The following is an 18,207-nucleotide window of genomic DNA, read 5'->3' as shown; positions in this document are numbered from 1 at the left end:
GGTGCTTCGTCCCGCTCCTCGTCGACGGTGTTCCCAACTCGGTTCTGCTCTTGCTCATGGCGCGCACGTCACCTTCACCTGCGAGCCAGCCGCTATCTCGCCAGTCGGCGCGATGGCGGTGACCCGGCACTTCTTCAGGTCGCCCGGTGCTGTGCCCTGCGGGGTCAGCACTCTGGGCTCCAAGCCGTGGTCGATCAGGTCTGCACTGACCTCGTTGCCGGAACGACCGATGTAGTCGTCCTCGTCGAGTCGCTTCGGCGTGTTGCCCGGAATCCGGTCGGCGGTGTCGGGCTTCGCCTGTCCGTTCGGGTTCACCGAGCTGGAGGTGGTCGTCTGGCCACCTTGGCCGCTGCCGTTGTTCGACTTCACGGTCAACTTCCACAGGACGACCACGCCGAGCACCAGCAGCACGGTCACCAGGACAGCGACCATAACCCAGACGACCGCCCGGTTTCTCCCGGGTGGTGCCGACATCGGGTTGAACGTCCCGGTTTGGTGCGCCGGTCGCATGCCCGGATGGGTCCCGGGACGGATCGGTCCCGTGTTGTGGTGCGCCATCTGCGGCGGCACCGGAAGCGGCTGCGAAACCTGCGGAGGTGGCTGCTGCGGCACCTGCGGTGGCGCCATCGGCGGTGGTCCCTGGGGAACCATCTGCTGCGGCACCATCTGCGGCATCGAGAACCCGGACGGCGTCGGCAGCGGCTGACCCACCCGCACCGCGCTCACGGCGGCGGCGAACTCGCCACCGGTCCGGTAGCGCTGCCGGGGGTCCTTCACCAGCGTCGCCTCGATCAACGCGCGCGCACCCGGCGGCACGTCCGGCGGCAACGGCGGCGCGATGTCGCGGATGTGCATCATCGCGACCGTCACCGCGTTGTCCGACAGGAACGGCCGGTGCCCTGCAAGACATTCGTAGCCACACACCGCCAACGAGTAAACGTCGCTCGCGGGTTCGGCCTCTCCGCCGAGAGCTTGCTCGGGGGCGATGTAGTGCGCGGTTCCCATGACCATGCCGGACCGGGTCACGGGTGCCGCGTCCACGGCCTTCGCGATGCCGAAGTCGGTGATCTTCACCTTCCCCGACGGCGTGACCATGATGTTGCCCGGCTTCACGTCCCGGTGCACGAGCCCGCGTTCGTGGGCGGCCTGCAACGCGTTTCCGGTCTGCTCCAGCAGGTCCAGCGTCACCTCGGCGGTCAGCCTGCCCCGTGAGATGACCGTCGCGAGCGGTTCGCCCTCGACGAGCTCCATCACGAGGTACGCGGTGTCCTCCGGCCCGTCGGTGACGGACGCGGTCTCGCCGTAGTCGTGCACCGACGCGATGCCGGGGTGGTTGAGCGACGCCGTCATCCGCGCCTCGGTGCGGAAGCGGTGCAGGAACTCGGGATCGCCGGACAGCTCCGCCTTGAGGACCTTCACGGCCACCCGGCGGTCGAGCCGTTCGTCGGCGCCTTCCCAGACCTCGCCCATGCCGCCGACCGCGATCCGCCTGGTGAGGCGGTAGCGGTCGGCGAGGAGCTGGCCCTTGGTCAGCATCAGCGACCCACCAGGTACGCGTTCATCACGGCGCGCCCGATCGGAGCGGCGACCTTGCCGCCGGTGGCACCCAGACCGCGGTCGCCACCGTCCTCCACGATCACCGCGATCGCGATCTCCGGCTTCTGCGCCGGCGCGAACGCGATGTACCAGGCGTGCGGCTTGGTCTTCAACGGGTCGGTGCCGTGCTCGGCGGTACCGGTCTTCGAGGCAACCTGGATGTTCTGGTTGCGGCCCTCTCCACCGGTGTTGATCTCCGACTGGATCATCATGTCGCGCAGCGTGGTGGCGTTGTCCTTGCTCATCGCGGTCTCGACCTCGTCGGGGTCGGTCTCGTCGATGGGCTTCAGGTCCGGGCCGAGGATCTTCGACACCAGGTACGGCTGCATCCGCTTGCCGCCGTTGGCGATCGTCGCCGCCACCACGGCGTTCTCCAGCGGCGTGATCTGCACGTCGCGCTGGCCGATGCCGGTCTGGTAGAGCGCCGCGTCGTCCGGGATCTGGCCGAGCGTCGAGGTCTCGACGGGCAGCGGCACCTTGAGACCGGAGTCGTTGAAGCCGAACTTCTCGGCCTGCCTGCGCAGCTTGTTCGCGCCCACCTGACCGGCCATCTCGGCGAACGCCGTATTGCACGACTTGGCGAGCGCGGTCTCCATCGACACCGTCTGGCCCGGGCCGCACGGCTGGCCGTTGAAGTTCGGCAGGTCCGTTGTGCTCTGCGGCAGCTTGATGGTGCCCGCGGCGGTGTACTGGGTGTCCTTGTTCTTGCCGTCGGCCAGCGCGGCCGCGGCGACCACGGTCTTCAGCGTCGAGCCGGCCGGGTAGAGGGCCTGCGTCGCGCGGTTGATCAACGGGTCGTTCGCGTCCTTGGCGGTGAGCTGCTTCCACGCCGCCGCCTGCTCGTCCGAGTCGTGGCTCGCGAGCAGGTTCGGGTCATAGGACGGCGTGCTCGCCATCGCGAGGATCTCGCCGGTCGCGGGCTTGATCGCGACGACCGAGCCGGTGAAGCCCTTGGCTGTCAGCTGGTCGTACGCGACCTGCTGCACCTTCGAGTCGAGCGTGAGCTGGACGTTGCCGCCGACCGGGTCGCGACCGGTGATCAGCGCGGAGACGCGGCGGGCGAACAGCCGGTCGTCCGAGCCGTTGAGCAGGTCGTTCTCGGCGCGCTCCATGCCGGAGGTGCCGTAGGTGACCGACAGATAGCCGGTGACCGGCGCGTACACCTTGCCGTTGTTGTAGGTGCGCAGGAACCGGAGACGATCGGTCGTCTCCTTGACGTCCGCGATCACCGTGCCGTCGGCGACCGTGATCAGACCGCGCTTGCGGGCGTACTCGTCGAGCAGCACGCGGCGGTTGTAGGTGTTCAGGCGCCACTCGTCGGCGTTGATCACCTGCACCCACGTGGCGTTGCCCAGTAGCAGCAGGATCATGACCATCATGGCCATGCCGACGCGGCGGAGCGGTGTGTTCATTTGGGACGCTCCACCATCACAGTGTGCTGGTCGGCGATAGCCGGTTGTTGCGGTTTCGGCTTGGGAGCCTTCTGCGGGGCCCTCGCCGCGGCAGAAATTCGCAGTAGCAACGCGACCAGGATGTAGTTCGCGAGCAGCGACGAACCGCCGTAGGACAGGAACGGTGCGGTGATACCCGTCATCGGGATCAGCTTCGTGACACCGCCGACGATGATGAAGACCTGGAAGCAGAGCGCGAACGCCAGACCGCCGCCGAGCAGCTTGCCGAAGCTGTCGCGCACCGAGATCGCGCCGCGCAGGCCGCGCAGGGAGAGGACCATGTAGACCAGCAGCACCGCCGCGAGGCCGATGAACCCGAGCTCCTCGCCGATCACGGCGGTGATGAAGTCGGTGTTCGCCTCGGGGATCATCTCCGGGCGGCCCGCGCCGAGGCCCGCGCCACCGATGCCACCGGTCGCGAGACCGAAGAGCGACTGCGAGATCTGGTACCCGCCGCCGACCACGTCGTAGCGGCCGATCGGGTCCTGCCAGTTCGCCACGCGCTGCTGGACGTGCGTGAAGAGCTTCCACGCGATGACCGCGCCGCCGGAGAACATGCCCAGGCCGAGCACGACCCACGCCGCGCGTTCGGTGGCGATGTAGAGCAGCACCAGCACGATGCCGAAGAACAGCAGCGAGGAGCCGAGGTCCTTCTGCAGCACCATGACCGCGACCGTGACGCCCCAGGCCGCGAACAGCGGGCCGAGGTCGCGGGCACGCGGCAGGTCCATGCCGAGGAACCGCTTGCCCGCCGTCGTGAAGAGGTCGCGCTTCGACACCAGGAAGGCGGCGAAGAAGACCATCAGCAGGACCTTGGCGAACTCACCCGGCTGGATGGACAACGGGCCGATGCGCAGCCAGATCTTCGCGCCGTTGATCGTCGGCGCGATGAAACCGGGCAGCACACCGGGCAGCAGCAGCGCGACCAGTCCGACGAGGCCGAACGTGTAGCCGAACCGCGCCAGCGTGCGGTGGTCCGAGAGGAACTTCAGGGTCGCCGCGAACAGCAGCAACCCGATGCCGGTCCAGATGACCTGCTTGAACGCCACCGGATCCCACACGGAGCCGTCCGGGAAGGGGACGCCTTCAAGAGCGAGGTCGATCCGGTGGATGACCACCAGACCGAGGCCGTTGAGCAGCGCGACGCACGGCAGGATCGCCGGGTCGGCGTAGGGCGCCCACCTGCGCACGGCGAGGTGAGCGGCGCCGAACAGAGCCAGGTATGCGAGACCGAGCCAGAGGATCCTCAGACTCAGCGACCGCTCCTGGTTGAGTTCGACCAGGATCAGCGCCAGCGTCACGATTCCTGCCGCGAACGCGAGCATCACCAGTTCGGTGCCGCGCCGCGTCGGCGGTCGCAGCCCCGGTGACGTGCTCGTCGCCACCGACGCGCCTGGTGAGCCTTCCCCGGTGGGGACGGGCGAGCCCATCAACTACGGACCCTCCCGGCATTCCACGCCGACCTTCTGCCCCGTCGGGGTCGGCGACGGCTCGGTGGCCCCGGTCTCGGGGTTGGGCGTGCCGTTCGCCGGAGGCGTGCTGGACGTGCTGCTGGACGGGGTCGTGGGACTCGTCGGAGTCGTCGTCGTGGTGGTGCTCGACGTCGACGACGTGTCCTTGCACAACGGCAGCAGGTGCTCCGTGCGCAGCAACCTGACCGCGGCGCGCGCGCCGTCGATCCCGTTGTCGCTGCGGATGCCGGCGGTGATGGTCTTGCGACCACCTTCCTGCAGGTCCTTCAGCGTGATCGGGGTGCAGCCGGTCGATCCGGGCGGGCACGAGTCCTCGGCCTTGGACGACAGCTTGAAGCCGAGCACGGTGCCGTTGAGACCGCGGAAGATCGCGACCTGGCCGTCCTCGGTGGCGCCGACGTAGTACTGGGTGTTGAGCCACAGCTTGCCGCCGACCGCGACGGCCGCCGTCAGCACCAGGAGCACGAAGATGATCGCGAACGCCTTGATGGCGTTGCGCTTCTTGCGCTTCGGGTCCTGCTGCGGTGGCGGCGGTGCCTCCATGCGCTGCGGCATCGGCGGGCGCTGCTGCGTGAGCGCGCTCGCCCGTGAGGCCGCGGAGTCCGGCGGAGTGTTGTGCTCCTCGCTGCCGTCCCCGGCCGCGCCACCGACGATCGGGTAGTCGTCGCCGAAGTCGACGTCCTCGACGTCCGCCACGATCACCGTGACGTTGTCGGGGCCGCCGCCCTTGAGCGCGAGCTCGATCATCCGGTCCGCGCAGGCCTGCGGGTCGGGGATGCGGATCGCCTCGTCGAGCGTCTCCAGGCTCACCACGCCGGACAGACCGTCCGAGCAGAGCAGGAACCGGTCGCCGGACCGTGCTTCGCGCACGGTGAGGCTGGGCTCGAAGTCGTGGCCGGTCAGTGCGCGCAGCAGCAACGAGCGTTGCGGGTGCGTGGCGGCCTCGTCCGGCGTGATCCGGCCCTCGTCGATCAACGACTGGACGAACGTGTCGTCGTGCGTGATCTGCGCGAACATGCCCTCACGGAGCAGGTACGCGCGCGAGTCGCCGATGTGCACGAGCCCGAGGCGGTTGCCCGCGAACAGGATGGCCGTGAGCGTCGTGCCCATGCCTTCCAGGTCCGGGTCGCTCGTCACGAGTTCGGAGATGGCGCCGTTGCCGGCCGCGACCGCGTCGCGGAGCTTGCCGAGGAGGTCGTCGCCTGGCTCGTCGTCGTCGACGTGGGCCAGCGAGGCGATGACCACCTTGCTCGCGACTTCACCGGCGGCGTGGCCACCCATGCCGTCGGCGACTGCGAGCAGGCGAGGGCCCGCGTACACGGAGTCCTGGTTGTTGGAGCGAACCAGACCCCTGTCGCTGCGGGCCGCGTATCGAAGAACCAAGGTCATGAGCGCAGCTCGATCACCGTTTTGCCAATGCGGATCGGGGTGCCGAGAGGTACGCGCAGGGGTGCGGTGACCTTGGCTCGGTCTAGGTAGGTGCCGTTCGTGGAGCCGAGGTCTTCCACGTACCAGTCAGTGCCGCGCATGGACAGCCTCGCGTGCCTGGTCGACGCGAAGTCGTCGTCCAGGACGAGAGTGGAGTCGTCAGCGCGGCCGATCAGGATCGGCCGGCCGTCGAGTGAGATGCGGGTGCCGGTCAGCGCCCCGTGGGTGACCACGAGTTGCCGAGGCGCCTTGCTTCCCCTCGCCGACTTGTCGGACCTCCGGAATCCGGGCAGACCTGACGCCCGGAGCCCTGAGGCTGCGTAGAGATCAGAGCGGACCACACGTAGGGCGGCCAGCACAAAGAGCCAGAGGAGCACGAGAAAGCCCGCTCTGGTCAGCTGCATCACCAGCTCTTGCACCGGTTGTAACCGCTCCTGCCTTGAGTTGCATACCGACGCTCGTTCCGACCTTTAGCCCGCGGTGCGGAAGACCAGTGACGAGTGGCCGATGCGGACGACGTCGCCTTCCGCGAGCTGCCAAGTCTGCACTGGCGTGCCGTTCACCGTGGTGCCGTTGGTCGAACCGAGATCAGCGAGCATCGCATTCTGCCCGTCCCAGGAGATTTCCAGGTGGCGCCTGGAGACTCCCGTGTCCGGGAGGCGGAAGTCGGCTTCCTGCCCACGTCCTACGACGTTTCCACCCTGCTTCAGGTTGTACGTGCGGTTGGAACCGTCGTCGAGGTGCAGCGTCGCGTTGAGCTGACGGTTGGCGCCCTGGGTGGCAGGGGGAGCGTATCCGCCCTGGTTGTAGCCCTGGTCGTAGCCGCCCTGCTGGCCGTAGCCGGGCTGCTGACCGTAACCCTGGTCATACCCGCCCTGCTGGCCGTAACCCTGGTCGTAGCCGCCCTGCTGCTGGCCGTAACCCTGGTCGTAGCCGGGCTGGCCGTAGCCCTGCTGCTGGCCGTAGCCCTGGTCGTAGCCGCCGCCGCCTTGCTGGCCGCCGCCGTAACCCTGGTCGTAGCCGGGCTGCTGCCCGTAACCCTGTTGCTGGTCGTAGCCGGGCTGCTGGCCGCCGTAGCCCTGCTGCTGGCCGTAACCCTGGTCGTAGCCGGGCTGCTGGGCCTGGTCGTAGCCCTGCTGGCCATAACCCTGCTGCTGGCCGTAGCCCTGCTGGTCATAGCCCTGCTGCTGCTGGTCGTAGCCCTGCTGGCCGTAGCCGCCCTGACCATAAGGGTCCTGGCCGGGCTGGCCCTGTCCTTGTCCGTAGCCGGGTGGCTGGCTCATGGGTCGGTCTCCTGCGGTGCGAGGTTGTGCTGACCGTCGGCTGGCCGCTTTCACGTCGGGGTCGACGGACGAGCTGGTTCGGAACTGTCCGGTGTGCAGCGCCTCGGAGCGCTCCAGGGAGACTACGACGTCACCATAGGTATCCCATCCGGACTCGGCCAGGTGCTCCCGCAGGCCCTCTGCGAGTAGCTGGGTGATGCGTAGTTCATCCTGCTCATCGCCCGCAAGACGGTTGTGGTCCTGAGGTCCGAGCAACACGGTGAAGTGGTTGGGGGCTAGCAGTCTGCCACCCGCGAGTTCGCGGATGTTGCTGTCACCCTCCCGTTGCAGCGCCTGTGCCACCTCTTGGGGCACCACGTTGCCTCCGAACACGCGCGCGAAGGTGTTGCCGACCAGACCTTCCAGCTTCCGCTCGAAACGTTGCAGGCCCACGTCAACTCCTTCCGCTCGGACGGGCTCCTGTACCGATCGTATCCGGGTACGACCAGCCCTACAGGGGGCGATTAGGAACCTGGTTTGGACGCGTGCTAGTGTTCCCAACGTCTCCAGGGGCAAGTGGCGGAATGGCAGACGCGCACGGTTCAGGTCCGTGTGTCCGAAAGGACGTGGGGGTTCAACTCCCCCCTTGCCCATCTTAAAGACAGATGGAACCCCTCTCACGGAATCCGTGAGAGGGGTTCTTTCGTTGATCGGCAGTATCGGATTCCTTGATCCAACAGGTGATGTCTGTCACTCGTTCGGGGGTCGGCATGTGGGCGATAGCGGCGCCGGATTTCGGTGCGGAACTCGAACTCGTGGAGGTTCCGGAGCCTGAGGCGGGCCCGAACGAGCTCAAGGTCCGGTTGTTCGCGGCGAGCGTGAACCCGTTCGACCGCAAAGTCGTCAACGGGATGCTTCGCGGTTCCGGTGAGCACGTGTTCCCGTTGGTTCCCGGAACTGATGGTGCGGGTGAGGTGGTTGGTTCCGGAGAGAGGATTTTCGGCACCTTCTTCCACCATCCCGTCGGCCGCGGAACGTACGCCGAGTACGTCACAGTTCCGGCCGGGAACGCGTTGGCGCCGTTGCCGGAAGACCTCGATCCCGCCGTTGCCGCCGCATTGCCGACCGCGGGAATGACCGCTTTGCAGTTGGTCGAGTCGCTGGGGTCCGCGGAATCCGTGCTGATCATCGGGCCGTCCGGCGGAGTCGGTTCGTTCGCCGTGCAGATCGCCCGTGCGGCCGGCAAGCGGGTGATCCCGATCGGTCGTGGCGACTCTCTTGTCGAGGCTGACGCGCTGATCGACCTCGTCAGCGCTGACCGTTCGTCGTTCGAGGCGAACGCGCGCTACGCGCCGTTGGCCTTCAACACCAACTACGTCTCCAGCGACAAGGCGCAGAACTTCGGCATGAAGGGGTCGCGCGAAACGCTCGTGCGGCTCGCGTCGATGGTGCAGGCGGGAGACCTTTCCGTGCCGATCTCCCGGCGCGTGCCCCTGCGCGAGGCTGTTGATGTTTTCGCAGGTCACGGACCTGGCAAAACCGTGATCATCATGTAGGTGGTCGTTCTGGCGCGGTGAACGGTCGACGGACGGTGACCGGCACCGCTCACCGCCGTTTTGCCCGCACGCGTAGCGCACCCACTCTGAGCAGGTCTTTTGGTGCGTCCATCCGGATTAACGTCACCCAGACGGCAGCACCGTAGGACCGAACTCCCCGCGCCACTCTTCGACCGGTCACCGACCGGTCGGCGCCGTCGATCGCAACAGGCTCCGCGACCCGGAGAAGGGCCGCGCGCTTACTGCTAAGCCTTATGCAGAGCACGAGTCGAATCGCGGCGGAACTCCCGCCGCGGGTGACGAGGAGGCACTGGCGTGAGCAGCACCCCAGCAAGGATCGCGGCGCTCGGCAGCGCACACGGACTGTCGACCACCGCGCTCCCCGTTCCGGAACTGCCCGCCTCCGTCGAGGAGCTGGCAGCCGCTGCGGCGATCCGACTCGGCTGGCACGGCGTGGTCCTCCCCGAGATGGTCCTCATGGGCCGCAAGGTCGTCGTCGTGGCCGAACTCCTGGCCGACGCCCACGCCGAGCGCGTGTGCGTGGGTGCGGGTCCCGAGGCCGACAAGACCACCGTCTCCACGTGGGTGTGGCCCGAGATGGAAGGCCGCGTCCCGCCGGCCGCCGTCCGCATCGTCGGCGTCCTGGCCGTCGCCCGCCACTGGCGCACCGCTCTGGCCTCCGCGGTCCCCTTCGCCCGCTACGGAAACGCCGCGGTCGTCCTGCCCGAGTCGGTCGCCTTCTCGCACGACTACCTGTCGAACTGCCTGCCGCGCGTCCGCCGTTACGGCGTCTCGGTGCTGCTGGCCGACGACGACAAGGACCTCTCGGTCGACGTGTCCGGCCGCCAGGAGAACGTGCCCGCCGAGGACACCGCCATCACCCGCTGGGTCAACGAGCTGGTCTACGAGCAGGTGCTCGCCACCGCTTCCTGATCTACGGTCGGGGCTATGCGAGTAGTCATAGCCGGCGGACACGGGCAGATCGCGCTGCTTCTCGAGCAGCTGCTGGCCACCCGTGGAGACGCCGCCACCGCGCTGGTCCGAAACCCCGATCATTTCGCTGACGTGCAGGAAGCCGGAGCTGTTCCGGTGTTGTGCGACCTGGAGTCCGCTGACGTGGACTCGGTCGCGGAGTACATGAACGGTGCCGATGCCGCGGTGTTCGCGGCCGGTGCCGGGGCTGGGTCCGGATCCGCCCGCAAGGACACCGTGGACTACGGGGCTGCTGCCCTGTTCGCCTCCGCTGCCGTGGAGGCGGGGGTGCGGCGGTTCCTCCAGGTTTCCACGGTGGGCATCGAGTCCGCCGACTCTCCTTCCGTGGACCCGGAGTTCGCGGTCTACCTGAAGGCCAAGGGACTGGCGGAAGAGGACTTGAAGCCTCGGGACCTCGACTGGACCATCTTGCGACCCGGCCCGTTGGTGAACGATCCGCCCACCGGCCTGGTCACCTTGGCCGAGTCCCGGCTGCCGCGTGCGTCCGTGACACGCGCGGACGTTGCCGCCGTGCTGGCGGAGTTGCTCAACGCACCCGGCACGATCGGCAAGACGCTGGAGCTTACGAACGGCGAGACGCCGATCGCCGAGGCCGTTCGCGCGATCCTCTAGCGGTATTGACCGGAGCTCGGCGCAGGACCGCCGCGACCTGGGGTCGTGACGGCGGATCGGCTCACAGGTGCGGTCTGATCGAGCGGTCGGCCATGCCCAGTTCACCGGCCAGCCCTCATCGACGAGCAACCGGGCCAGACATCTAGCCGAGCACGCGGTCCAGGTAGGGGTTCGTGAACGTCCTGCCGGGGTCGACCTCGTCGCGCACGCGCAGGAAGTCGTCGAAGCGCGGGTACAGCGGGCGGAGCTGCTCGGCCGTGAGGTCGTGCATCTTGCCCCAGTGCGGGCGGCCGCCGACGTTCGCGGCGATGCTCGCGTACGCGTCGAAGAAAGCCTTGTACTGCATGCCGAGTGCCTGGTGCATGGAGATGTAGGCGGTGTCGCGGCCGCTCGCCGTCGACAGCCAGATGTCGTCGGCCTGAGCCACGCGGACCTCGCACGGCACGATCAGGTGGTCGCGCTCGCCCAGCTTGCCGGCGACGGCGCGGAGTTCGCCGATGACGTCGAGCAGGGTCTCGCGCGGGATGGAGAACTCGGTCTCGACGAACCTCACCCGCCGCGGCGTCACGAAGACGTTGTGCGAGTAGTCGGAGTAGGAGCGCTCGGAGATCAGGGAGCCGCAGAGCTCGTTGAGGCGGCTGGTGTAGCGGGGGAACGTGCGAGCGACCTTGCACACCGCGCCGAACGCGGCGTTCTCCATGACCTCGTACTCCCAGGCCTGGCGAAACTTCGACAGCGGCTTCGCGGGCTCGCTGATCCTGTTGTTGCGCTTGAGGATCACGCGGTCGGAGTGGGTGAACCAGTGGAACTCGACGTGGTCCTCGACGGCGCAGAGGTCGTCGAACTGCTCCAGCACGGCGTCGAGGCGGCCCGGTGCCTCGGAGGCTTGCAGGACGAACGACGGGACGCACTGCAGGGTGATCGTGCTGATGACGCCGAGCGCACCCAGGCCCACCCGCGCCGCGTTGAACAGGTCGGGGCGTTCGGTGCGGGAGCACGTCACGACCGAGCCGTCGGCGAGCACGAGTTCCAGCTCGGAGATCGCCGTGGCCAGCACCCCGAGCTTCGCGCCGGTGCCGTGCGTGGAGGTCGAGACCGCGCCCGCGACGGTTTGGGCGTCGATGTCGCCCAGGTTCGGCATCGCGAGCCCGAGCCGGTGGAGGTCGGCGTTGAAGGCCCACAGCGGGGTGCCGGAGCGTACTGTCACCAGGCCGGACTCCGCGTCCGCGCGCACGATTCCCGTCCAGCGGTCGAGGTCCAGCGCCGTTTCGGGCGCGACCGCGATGTCGTTGAACGAGTGACCGCTGCCCCGCGCGCGGACACGGCTGCCCGACGTGACCGCGGCTGCGATCTCGTCAGTGGAGGCGGGGTGAACTACGCGCGTCGGGGTGCACGAAGCAGTTCTAGCCCAGTTCGTCCACACACGGACCTCCACGAGAGAGTGTGACCTGCGAGTAACGTAAGTGAAAGCTCTTCACGTTTCAAGGGTTCAGGACGTACCGTCAGGGCATGCGCAGAAACCGACTCGATGTCGCGACGAAGGATCTGGATCCTCCGTTCGCGATCGTCGACCTGGATGCCTTCGACCACAACGCGGCGGACCTCGCCCGTCGCGCTGCCGGTCATCCGATCCGGGTGGCGAGCAAGTCGGTTCGGGTGCGCGACCTGGTGAGCCGGGCGCTGGAACGGCCCGGCTACCACGGGGTCATGTGCTACTCGCTGGCCGAGGCGCTGTGGTTGTCGGAGCAGAACGTCAGCGAGGACCTGCTCGTCGCGTACCCGACGGCGGACCGCGCCAGTCTGCAGAAGCTGGCCGCCAACGAAACCGCACGTCAGCGGGTCACGATCATGGTCGACTCCACGGAGCACCTCGATTTCGTCGACGCCGCGATCGGGCCGCACTCCGACATCCGGGTGTGCCTGGAGCTGGACGTGTCGTGGCGGCCGCTGCCCGGAATCCACATCGGGCCGCGCCGGTCGTCGATCCACACGCCGCAGCAGGCCAAGGCCCTTGCCGCCAAGATCGTGCAACGGCGCGGGTTCAAGCTGGTCGCCGTCATGGCGTACGAGGGGCAGATCGCCGGGCTGGGTGACAACCCGCCGGGGCAGCCGTTGAGGGCGCTCGGGATCCGGTTCATCCAGTCCAAGTCCGGGCCCGAGCTGGTTCATCGGCGCACAGCCGTGGTCAGCGCGGTCCGGGAGGTCGCCGACCTGGAGTTCGTCAACGGTGGTGGCACCGGAAGCCTGGAGCTCACCGGGTCCGACCCGTCGGTCACCGAGCTCGCGGCCGGAAGCGGGCTGTTCGGGCCGACGCTGTTCGACGGGTACCAGTCGTTCAAGCCCCAACCGGCGGCGCTGTTCGCGTTGTCCGTGGTGCGCAAGCCGACCAAGCGGGTCGCGACGCTGTTCGCCGGCGGGTACATCGCGTCCGGCACGCCCACGCCTGACCGGCAGCCGTCGCCGTACCTGCCGGAAGGACTGAAGACGCTCGGACTCGAGGGCGCCGGCGAGGTGCAGACGCCGGTCACCGGTAAGGCGGCGGAGCACCTGAAGATCGGTGACCGCGTCTGGATGCGGCACGCCAAGGCCGGCGAGCTGTTCGAGCGGTTCGACGAGGTGCACCTGGTGCACGGCGACCGCATCGAACGGACCGTGCCCACGTACCGCGGCGAGCGCCGGAACTTCGGTTAGGCGGGCAGGCGCGACGACAGGTAGCCCCTGACCAGCGCCTTCGCCTCGATCAGGATCGCGCGGTCGCCCGTCGTGCTGTTGCGGAAGGCCATCTTCAGCACGGCGTCGGCGGCTTCGACGGCGATCGCGATCGGCAGCTGGACCTCGGCCATCGGAATTCCGAACTTGCCGGAGATCAGCTCGGAGATCTTGTCGGAGATGACGGCGTTGTTGTCGCGGCGGTCGTCGAGCAGACGCATGTCCACGACGTCACCGAAGTGCAGCCTCCCGAACGCGGGGATCTCGCGGTGCATCGTCACGTAGACGTCGAACACCGTGTCCACGGCGTCCCACCAGTGCTCGAGCGTCGCCTGTTCGAGCCGGTCGGTGATGCCCTGGGAGAACCTGTCGACGTTGCGCAGTGTCAGCGCCTGCACGACGGCTCTCTTGTCGGGGAAGAACTGGTACAGCGAACCGACCGCCACACCCGCTCTCTCCGCGATCAACGTCGTGGTGACCCCGTCGTAGCCCACCTCGTCGATCAGAGTCGCGCAGGCTTCGAGCATTCGCTCGACTCTCTTGGCGCTGCGCTGCTGGACAGGCTGACGGCGAAGCGGGGTGGTGCTCGTCACGGCGACTCCCAGTGGTTCGGGTACTTCCATCTTGCCTGTTGTACGGCCTTTTCACTTCCCTGAACCTGTCAACACGCCTACGATCCGAACAAGTTTCACATTTGGAGGATCGATGAGCGACTTCCTCTGGGGAGTGTCGACGTCCGCGTTCCAGATCGAGGGCGCGTTCAGTGCAGGCGGCCGTGGTCCCTCCGTGTGGGACGACTTCGCTCCGGTACACGACAACGACAACGCATCCGTTGCCTGTGACCACTACCACCGTTGGCGCGAGGACGTCGCGCTCATGACGCAGCTCGGCGTGAACGCGTATCGGTTCTCGATCGCGTGGCCGCGCATCCAGCCCTCCGGTAAGGGCCCGGTCAACGCCGAGGGGCTCGACTTCTACGACCGCCTGGTCGACGCGCTCGTCGATGTCGGTATCGCCCCCGCAGTCACGTTGTACCACTGGGACACGCCTCTGGAGCTGGAAGCGGAAGGCGGCTGGCTCAACCGGGACATCGCCGACCGGTTCGCCGACTACACGGCGCTGGTCGCGGACCGCCTTGCCGACCGGGTGAAGCTGTGGATCCCGATCAACGAGCCCGCGATGGTGACGTTGCAGGGCTATGCGGTCGGTGAGCACGCCCCCGGCAAGACGTTGCTCTTCGACGCGTTGCCCACCGCCCACCACCTGAACCTCGCTCATGGACGTTCGGTGGAGGTGCTCCGGTCGTTCAACGCTCAGCAGGTCGGCACCGCCAACAACCACACTCCCACGTGGCCCGTTACTCCGAACGACCTGGCAGCCGCCGAGGCCTACAGCGAAATCCACAACTGGATCTACGCCGACCCCATGCTGTCGGGCCGATATCCCGACGCAGTCGCCGAACTGCTGCCTATCGCCGCTGGTGACCTGGCCACGATCCACCAGCCACTCGACTTCTACGGCGTGAACTACTACAACCCGACGCGGCTGAAGCAGCCGTCCGAGGGCAACCCGCTGCCGTTCGAGCTGGTGGAGATCGACGAGTACCCGCGGACCGGTTTCGGCTGGCCGGTCGTCCCGTCGGGGCTGACCGAGATGATCACCACGCTGCGCGAGCGGCATCCGAACCTGCCGCCGGTGTACGTGACCGAGAGCGGCTGCAGCTTCCCGCACGAGATCGAGGACACCGACCGGATCGCGTACCTCGACGGACACCTCAAGGCCGCGCAAGCCGCCGACGTCTCCGGGTACTTCGTGTGGTCCCTGCTCGACAACTTCGAGTGGGAAGCCGGATATTCACAGCGGTTCGGACTGGTCCACGTCGACTACGAGACGCAGCGACGCACGCCGCGCGACTCGTTCCACTGGTACAGAAAGGTGATCAGTGGTGAGTGAAGCGCTCGCAGAACCGGTGGTGCGCGTCCGCCGCGGGTGGATGGCGTGGTTGTTCTTCGCGAACCTTGGCCTGTGGCTGGCGGTCTACGCACCGATCCAGGTGTTGCTGCCGCAGCAGGCCGAGCTGCTGAACAAGGCGAACAAGGAGCTGGTGTTCGGCATCGTCACCGGCTTCGGCGGCCTGGTGTCGCTGGTCGTGGTGCCGTTGATCGGCTTCCTGTCCGACCGCACGACCTCGCGGTTCGGTCGTCGCCACCCGTGGACGCTCGCCGGCGCGGTCGTCGGTGCCATCGGTCTCGCCGTTCTCGCCAACGCGCCGTCGGTCGTCGTGATGACCATCGGCTGGTGCCTGGTGCAGGCGGGGATCGGCGGCATGCTCGCCGCGCTGACCTCGGCCGTGCCCGACCGCGTGCCGGTCGAGCAACGCGCGCAGGTCGGCGGACTCATCGGCATCAGCCAGATGCTCGGCACCGTGCTGGGCGCGGTCGTCGTGACGTTGCTGGTCAGCGGACTGCCGGCGGGCTACATGGCGTGCGCGGTCATCGTCCTGGCCGGTGCGATCTTCTTCGTGCTGAGGACGCCCGACACGCAGCTCATCGTGAAGCCGGTCAAGCCGACGTTCTGGATCTCGCCGCGCGAGCACCCGGACTTCGCCTGGGCCTGGGGTGGTCACCTGATGATCAACCTCGGCAACGCGTTCGGGACGCTCTACCTCCTGTACTTCCTCGGTGACGTGGTCCACCACCCGTCACCGGAGGATGGTCTTCTGGTGCTCATGGCGCTCTACGGGGTGGCGCTCGCCGCAGGAGCGGTGCTGTTCGGCGCACGGAGTGATGCTTCCGGGCGCCGCAAGCCGTATGTCTACGGTGCTTCGGTCGTGATGGCGCTCGCCGCGTTGATCCTGGTGATCTGGCCGACCTGGACGGCTGTGCTGATCGCTTCCCCGTTGCTCGGCGTCGGCTTCGGCACGTACTGGGCGGTCGCGATCGCGCTGCTGACCCAGGTGTTGCCGGCGGCGTCCGATCGGGCCAAGGATCTCGGCGTGCTCAACGTCGCCAACGCGTTGCCGCAGGTCATCGCCCCGTTGCTGACGGCCGTGATCTTGGCCAACCTTGGTGGCTACCGCGGTCTGTTCGCGGTGTCGGCGTTGGCGACGACGCTGGCGGCGGTGTTGATGAGTCGAGTGCGATCGGTGGTCTGATGCGTCTGTCGGGCAAGAGGGTTCTGGTCACGGGAGCGTCCCAGGGGATCGGCGCGGAGGCGGCGTTCCGGTTCGCCGCCCACGGCGCGCACGTCCACCTTGTGGCCCGCAGCGCCGAACTGCTCGATCTACAGGTCAAACGGATCACCGAGTTCGGTGGCTCGGCGTCCGCTCACGTGGCGGATCTGTCGGATGCCGCGGAGATCAAGGCGCTCGCTGCGGAGGTCTCCGCACCTGATGTGCTCGTCAACAACGCGGGCGTCGGTCGCTGGTTGTTCCTGGACGACACCTCGGCCGACGAGCTGCAGACGATGACCGCCGTGCCGTACCTGGCGGCGTTGCTGCTGACCAGGGAGTACCTGGCCGCCATGCGGTCGCGCGGCTCCGGCTGGATAGTCAACGTCAACTCGCCGGTGTCCCGCCTCCCGATCCCCGGCTGCGTGGGCTACCAGTCGGCGCGGTGGGCTTTGCGCGGCCTGACCGCGTCACTGCGGCTCGACCTGCGCGGAACCGGTGTGGGGATCAGCGAAGTGGTGCCGGGCAAGGTCTCCAGCGAGTACTTCACCAACAACCCCGGCGCCGAAGAGCAGATCCCGGCCATCGCGCGGCTGATCCCGACGGTCACACCGGCGCAGTGCGCGAAGGCGATCGTGGACGCGGTGGAGAAGGAACGCGCCGAGCACCTGTTCCCCTGGCAGCTCAAGGCGTTCGAGATCTCCGGCCGGCTGTTCCCCGGCCTGACCTCGTATCTGACCTGGAAGACGGGTACGCACCGCTGAAGCTGGGCACTCCACCTGCATGACGCGCATGCTGAACGGCCATCTTGTTCGAGACCCGCGTGCCGAAACTCGCGTGAGCGGCAAGTTCGAGTGTCAGACCGTGCGCGAGGCGGTGCTGGAGGCGTCCGCGGAAACCCGCCAGGAACATGGAAACGGCCCCTTGCCTGCGCGGGAGGGGCAGACAAAGGGCCGACGTTGGTAACCGCGGACCGGTGCCGGTCGGGGAGGGAAGGTGCACGTCACCGGCCCGCGGGAATCTGTGGAGTTGTAAAGCTGACCGGGGTCCGCGATGTAGCGGTCGGGGGTTCGCACATCGCGGACCACCGGTCAGTAGGCGGTTTGCAGACCTGGTCGTGTCGGGGGGACGCCAGGTCAGTCGCAAACGCCCGTTAGTGGGCTCGAGCCACCGCGCGACGGGACCGGGTGACAGGAGGAGTCACCGGAGCCTCGCGCAGGTGGCGAGCCGGGCGCGGGGCCAGTCCGCCCGCAACCAGGTGCTCGTACGCGGCGCGCCACACCGAGCAAGGTGACTTCTGCTGGCGCCAACGGCCGGAACATTCGGGGCAGTTGCCCTTCTCGTCCGGCTCGTGCGCTGCCAGCAGAGCACGCCATCCCTCGGTCAGCCGAGGGAGCTCGGATCGAGCCACCGACAGCAGGGACGGGGCGTCCGCGCGGCTCGCCAGCTCCGTGAGCAGGTCGAGGCGTTCCCACACAGCGTTGCGAAGAACCTGTCCGAGGATCGCGTCCATCGAAACGTCACCGTCACCTTTCCGCCTGGTCGGCGGCTTCGCGTAGCGCAGCCCTGAGCTGTACGAGCTGGTCGTGGGACAAGACTGCCGTCTCCCCGGGAGGTCCGACCAGAACCACTTGGCCCTGAACGACCTTCACGGTGAGCTGGCGGTCCCGGTCGACCACGTCGCCGCAGCTGATCTGCCACGTCCGACGCTGCCCGGTCGTGCCGCGCCATGTGGATTCGGTGTCACCCGTCTCCACAATGGAGGTGGAGCTTGGGGAGGAGCTGTCCACTATCGGTCGTTCCTCTCCGTGCTCACTCGCTTACCGGAATCCAGATTGCGATGATTCATGCCGGAACGGGACGTCACAGCGCCCACCGGTGGAAGTCTTACGGTGAGCGGTAAGTGGTGTTCGGCAGAGCCGATCAGCTCCGCCGAAGAGGACTTCTCGACTCGGGGAC

The 18,207-nt window shown here is 67.7% G+C and carries 17 protein-coding genes and 1 tRNA gene; 8 read left to right on the top strand and 10 right to left on the bottom strand.

All coding sequences use genetic code 11. The features are described from left to right. Positions 1–54: 54 nt before the first annotated feature. From ABZ345_RS15720 to ABZ345_RS15695, 6 genes are read right to left on the bottom strand one after another with little or no spacing between them, the layout of a single operon-like run. On the bottom strand, positions 55–1,536 hold the full coding sequence (locus ABZ345_RS15720) for a serine/threonine-protein kinase (protein WP_359848066.1): 1,482 nt from the start codon (positions 1,534–1,536) through the stop codon (positions 55–57). Beyond that, the gene (locus ABZ345_RS15715; protein WP_359848063.1) at positions 1,536–3,008 is read right to left on the bottom strand and encodes a penicillin-binding protein 2; all 1,473 of its coding nucleotides are present in this window, start codon (positions 3,006–3,008) and stop codon (positions 1,536–1,538) included. Before ABZ345_RS15715 ends, ABZ345_RS15720 begins: the two co-directional genes overlap by 1 nt. Next, entirely contained in the window at positions 3,005–4,477 is a 1,473-nt protein-coding gene (locus tag ABZ345_RS15710; protein WP_359848060.1) for an FtsW/RodA/SpoVE family cell cycle protein, read from the bottom strand. The genes ABZ345_RS15715 and ABZ345_RS15710 overlap by 4 nt, the downstream gene beginning before the upstream one ends. A 3-nt stretch (positions 4,478–4,480) precedes the next feature. Further along, positions 4,481–5,908 carry a PP2C family serine/threonine-protein phosphatase gene (locus ABZ345_RS15705; RefSeq protein ID WP_359848057.1) on the bottom strand — a complete coding sequence of 476 codons (1,428 nt, stop codon included), beginning with the start codon at positions 5,906–5,908 and terminating at the stop codon, positions 4,481–4,483. Then, on the bottom strand, positions 5,905–6,366 hold the full coding sequence (locus ABZ345_RS15700) for an FHA domain-containing protein (RefSeq protein ID WP_359848054.1): 462 nt from the start codon (positions 6,364–6,366) through the stop codon (positions 5,905–5,907). Before ABZ345_RS15700 ends, ABZ345_RS15705 begins: the two co-directional genes overlap by 4 nt. Before the next feature lie 51 nt (positions 6,367–6,417). Beyond that, a complete protein-coding gene (locus tag ABZ345_RS15695) occupies positions 6,418–7,662 on the bottom strand; it encodes a DUF3662 and FHA domain-containing protein (RefSeq protein WP_359848051.1) in 1,245 nt (414 codons plus the stop codon). A 117-nt stretch (positions 7,663–7,779) separates the two neighbouring features. Here ABZ345_RS15695 and ABZ345_RS15690 point away from each other — a divergent pair. From ABZ345_RS15690 to ABZ345_RS15675, 4 genes are all read left to right on the top strand, one after another. Beyond that, positions 7,780–7,862 (top strand) — tRNA-Leu (locus tag ABZ345_RS15690). A gap of 90 nt (positions 7,863–7,952) precedes the next feature. After that, positions 7,953–8,765, top strand: coding sequence for an NADP-dependent oxidoreductase (locus ABZ345_RS15685; protein ID WP_359848049.1), 813 nt, complete (start codon positions 7,953–7,955; stop codon positions 8,763–8,765). A gap of 315 nt (positions 8,766–9,080) precedes the next feature. Continuing rightward, positions 9,081–9,698 carry a hypothetical protein gene (locus ABZ345_RS15680; RefSeq protein ID WP_359848046.1) on the top strand — a complete coding sequence of 206 codons (618 nt, stop codon included), beginning with the start codon at positions 9,081–9,083 and terminating at the stop codon, positions 9,696–9,698. A 15-nt stretch (positions 9,699–9,713) separates the two neighbouring features. Further along, positions 9,714–10,370 carry an NAD(P)H-binding protein gene (locus ABZ345_RS15675; protein ID WP_359848043.1) on the top strand — a complete coding sequence of 219 codons (657 nt, stop codon included), beginning with the start codon at positions 9,714–9,716 and terminating at the stop codon, positions 10,368–10,370. Positions 10,371–10,512: 142 nt separating this feature from the next. Here the strand turns inward: ABZ345_RS15675 and ABZ345_RS15670 are convergent, their stop codons facing one another. Next, entirely contained in the window at positions 10,513–11,805 is a 1,293-nt protein-coding gene (locus ABZ345_RS15670) for a D-arabinono-1,4-lactone oxidase (protein WP_359848040.1), read from the bottom strand. Positions 11,806–11,879: 74 nt separating this feature from the next. Between ABZ345_RS15670 and ABZ345_RS15665 the strand changes: the two genes are divergently transcribed. After that, positions 11,880–13,061 (top strand): amino acid deaminase/aldolase, encoded by a 1,182-nt coding sequence (locus ABZ345_RS15665; protein WP_359848037.1) that lies wholly within the window; start codon positions 11,880–11,882, stop codon positions 13,059–13,061. Here the strand turns inward: ABZ345_RS15665 and ABZ345_RS15660 are convergent. Next, the gene (locus ABZ345_RS15660) at positions 13,058–13,672 is read right to left on the bottom strand and encodes a TetR/AcrR family transcriptional regulator (RefSeq protein ID WP_359848034.1); all 615 of its coding nucleotides are present in this window, start codon (positions 13,670–13,672) and stop codon (positions 13,058–13,060) included. The genes ABZ345_RS15665 and ABZ345_RS15660 overlap by 4 nt on opposite strands. A gap of 112 nt (positions 13,673–13,784) precedes the next feature. Between ABZ345_RS15660 and ABZ345_RS15655 the strand changes: the two genes are divergently transcribed. The 3 genes from ABZ345_RS15655 to ABZ345_RS15645 are packed head-to-tail and all read left to right on the top strand — an operon-like array spanning position 13,785 to position 17,012. Then, positions 13,785–15,032: a GH1 family beta-glucosidase gene (locus ABZ345_RS15655; RefSeq protein ID WP_359848031.1), complete on the top strand. Its 1,248-nt coding sequence runs from the start codon at positions 13,785–13,787 to the stop codon at positions 15,030–15,032. Between the two features lie 40 nt (positions 15,033–15,072). Beyond that, positions 15,073–16,233 carry an MFS transporter gene (locus ABZ345_RS15650; protein ID WP_359848340.1) on the top strand — a complete coding sequence of 387 codons (1,161 nt, stop codon included), beginning with the start codon at positions 15,073–15,075 and terminating at the stop codon, positions 16,231–16,233. Beyond that, on the top strand, positions 16,233–17,012 hold the full coding sequence (locus tag ABZ345_RS15645) for an SDR family NAD(P)-dependent oxidoreductase (protein ID WP_359848028.1): 780 nt from the start codon (positions 16,233–16,235) through the stop codon (positions 17,010–17,012). Before ABZ345_RS15650 ends, ABZ345_RS15645 begins: the two co-directional genes overlap by 1 nt. 389 nt (positions 17,013–17,401) lie before the next feature. On the opposite strand, the gene ABZ345_RS15640 is transcribed toward ABZ345_RS15645, so the two are convergent. Beyond that, positions 17,402–17,761 carry a hypothetical protein gene (locus ABZ345_RS15640; RefSeq protein WP_030480258.1) on the bottom strand — a complete coding sequence of 120 codons (360 nt, stop codon included), beginning with the start codon at positions 17,759–17,761 and terminating at the stop codon, positions 17,402–17,404. Positions 17,762–17,774: 13 nt separating this feature from the next. Beyond that, complete coding sequence (locus ABZ345_RS15635; protein WP_045313063.1) at positions 17,775–18,008, bottom strand: hypothetical protein; 234 nt, start codon at positions 18,006–18,008, stop codon at positions 17,775–17,777. Positions 18,009–18,207: the final 199 nt, after the last annotated feature.

The sequence above is a fragment of the Lentzea sp. NPDC005914 genome (assembly GCF_040629405.1).
Lineage (GTDB): Bacteria > Actinomycetota > Actinomycetes > Mycobacteriales > Pseudonocardiaceae > Lentzea.
The sequence above is the reverse complement of the archived record's forward strand: the minus strand, read 5'-3'. Positions and strand labels throughout refer to the sequence as shown.

Excerpts from the sequence above, each read along its gene's own strand:
- ABZ345_RS15705 (WP_359848057.1), bottom strand. The coding sequence starts at position 5,908 with ATGACCTTGGTTCTTCGATACGCGGCCCGCAGCGACAGGGGTCTGGTT.
- ABZ345_RS15665 (WP_359848037.1), top strand. The coding sequence starts at position 11,880 with ATGCGCAGAAACCGACTCGATGTCGCGACGAAGGATCTGGATCCTCCG.
- ABZ345_RS15645 (WP_359848028.1), top strand. The coding sequence starts at position 16,233 with ATGCGTCTGTCGGGCAAGAGGGTTCTGGTCACGGGAGCGTCCCAGGGG.
- ABZ345_RS15650 (WP_359848340.1), top strand. The coding sequence starts at position 15,073 with ATGGCGTGGTTGTTCTTCGCGAACCTTGGCCTGTGGCTGGCGGTCTAC.
- ABZ345_RS15675 (WP_359848043.1), top strand. The coding sequence starts at position 9,714 with ATGCGAGTAGTCATAGCCGGCGGACACGGGCAGATCGCGCTGCTTCTC.
- ABZ345_RS15720 (WP_359848066.1), bottom strand. The coding sequence starts at position 1,536 with ATGCTGACCAAGGGCCAGCTCCTCGCCGACCGCTACCGCCTCACCAGG.
- ABZ345_RS15640 (WP_030480258.1), bottom strand. The coding sequence starts at position 17,761 with ATGGACGCGATCCTCGGACAGGTTCTTCGCAACGCTGTGTGGGAACGC.
- ABZ345_RS15685 (WP_359848049.1), top strand. The coding sequence starts at position 7,953 with ATGTCTGTCACTCGTTCGGGGGTCGGCATGTGGGCGATAGCGGCGCCG.
- ABZ345_RS15655 (WP_359848031.1), top strand. The coding sequence starts at position 13,785 with ATGAGCGACTTCCTCTGGGGAGTGTCGACGTCCGCGTTCCAGATCGAG.
- ABZ345_RS15710 (WP_359848060.1), bottom strand. The coding sequence starts at position 4,477 with ATGGGCTCGCCCGTCCCCACCGGGGAAGGCTCACCAGGCGCGTCGGTG.
- ABZ345_RS15715 (WP_359848063.1), bottom strand. The coding sequence starts at position 3,008 with ATGAACACACCGCTCCGCCGCGTCGGCATGGCCATGATGGTCATGATC.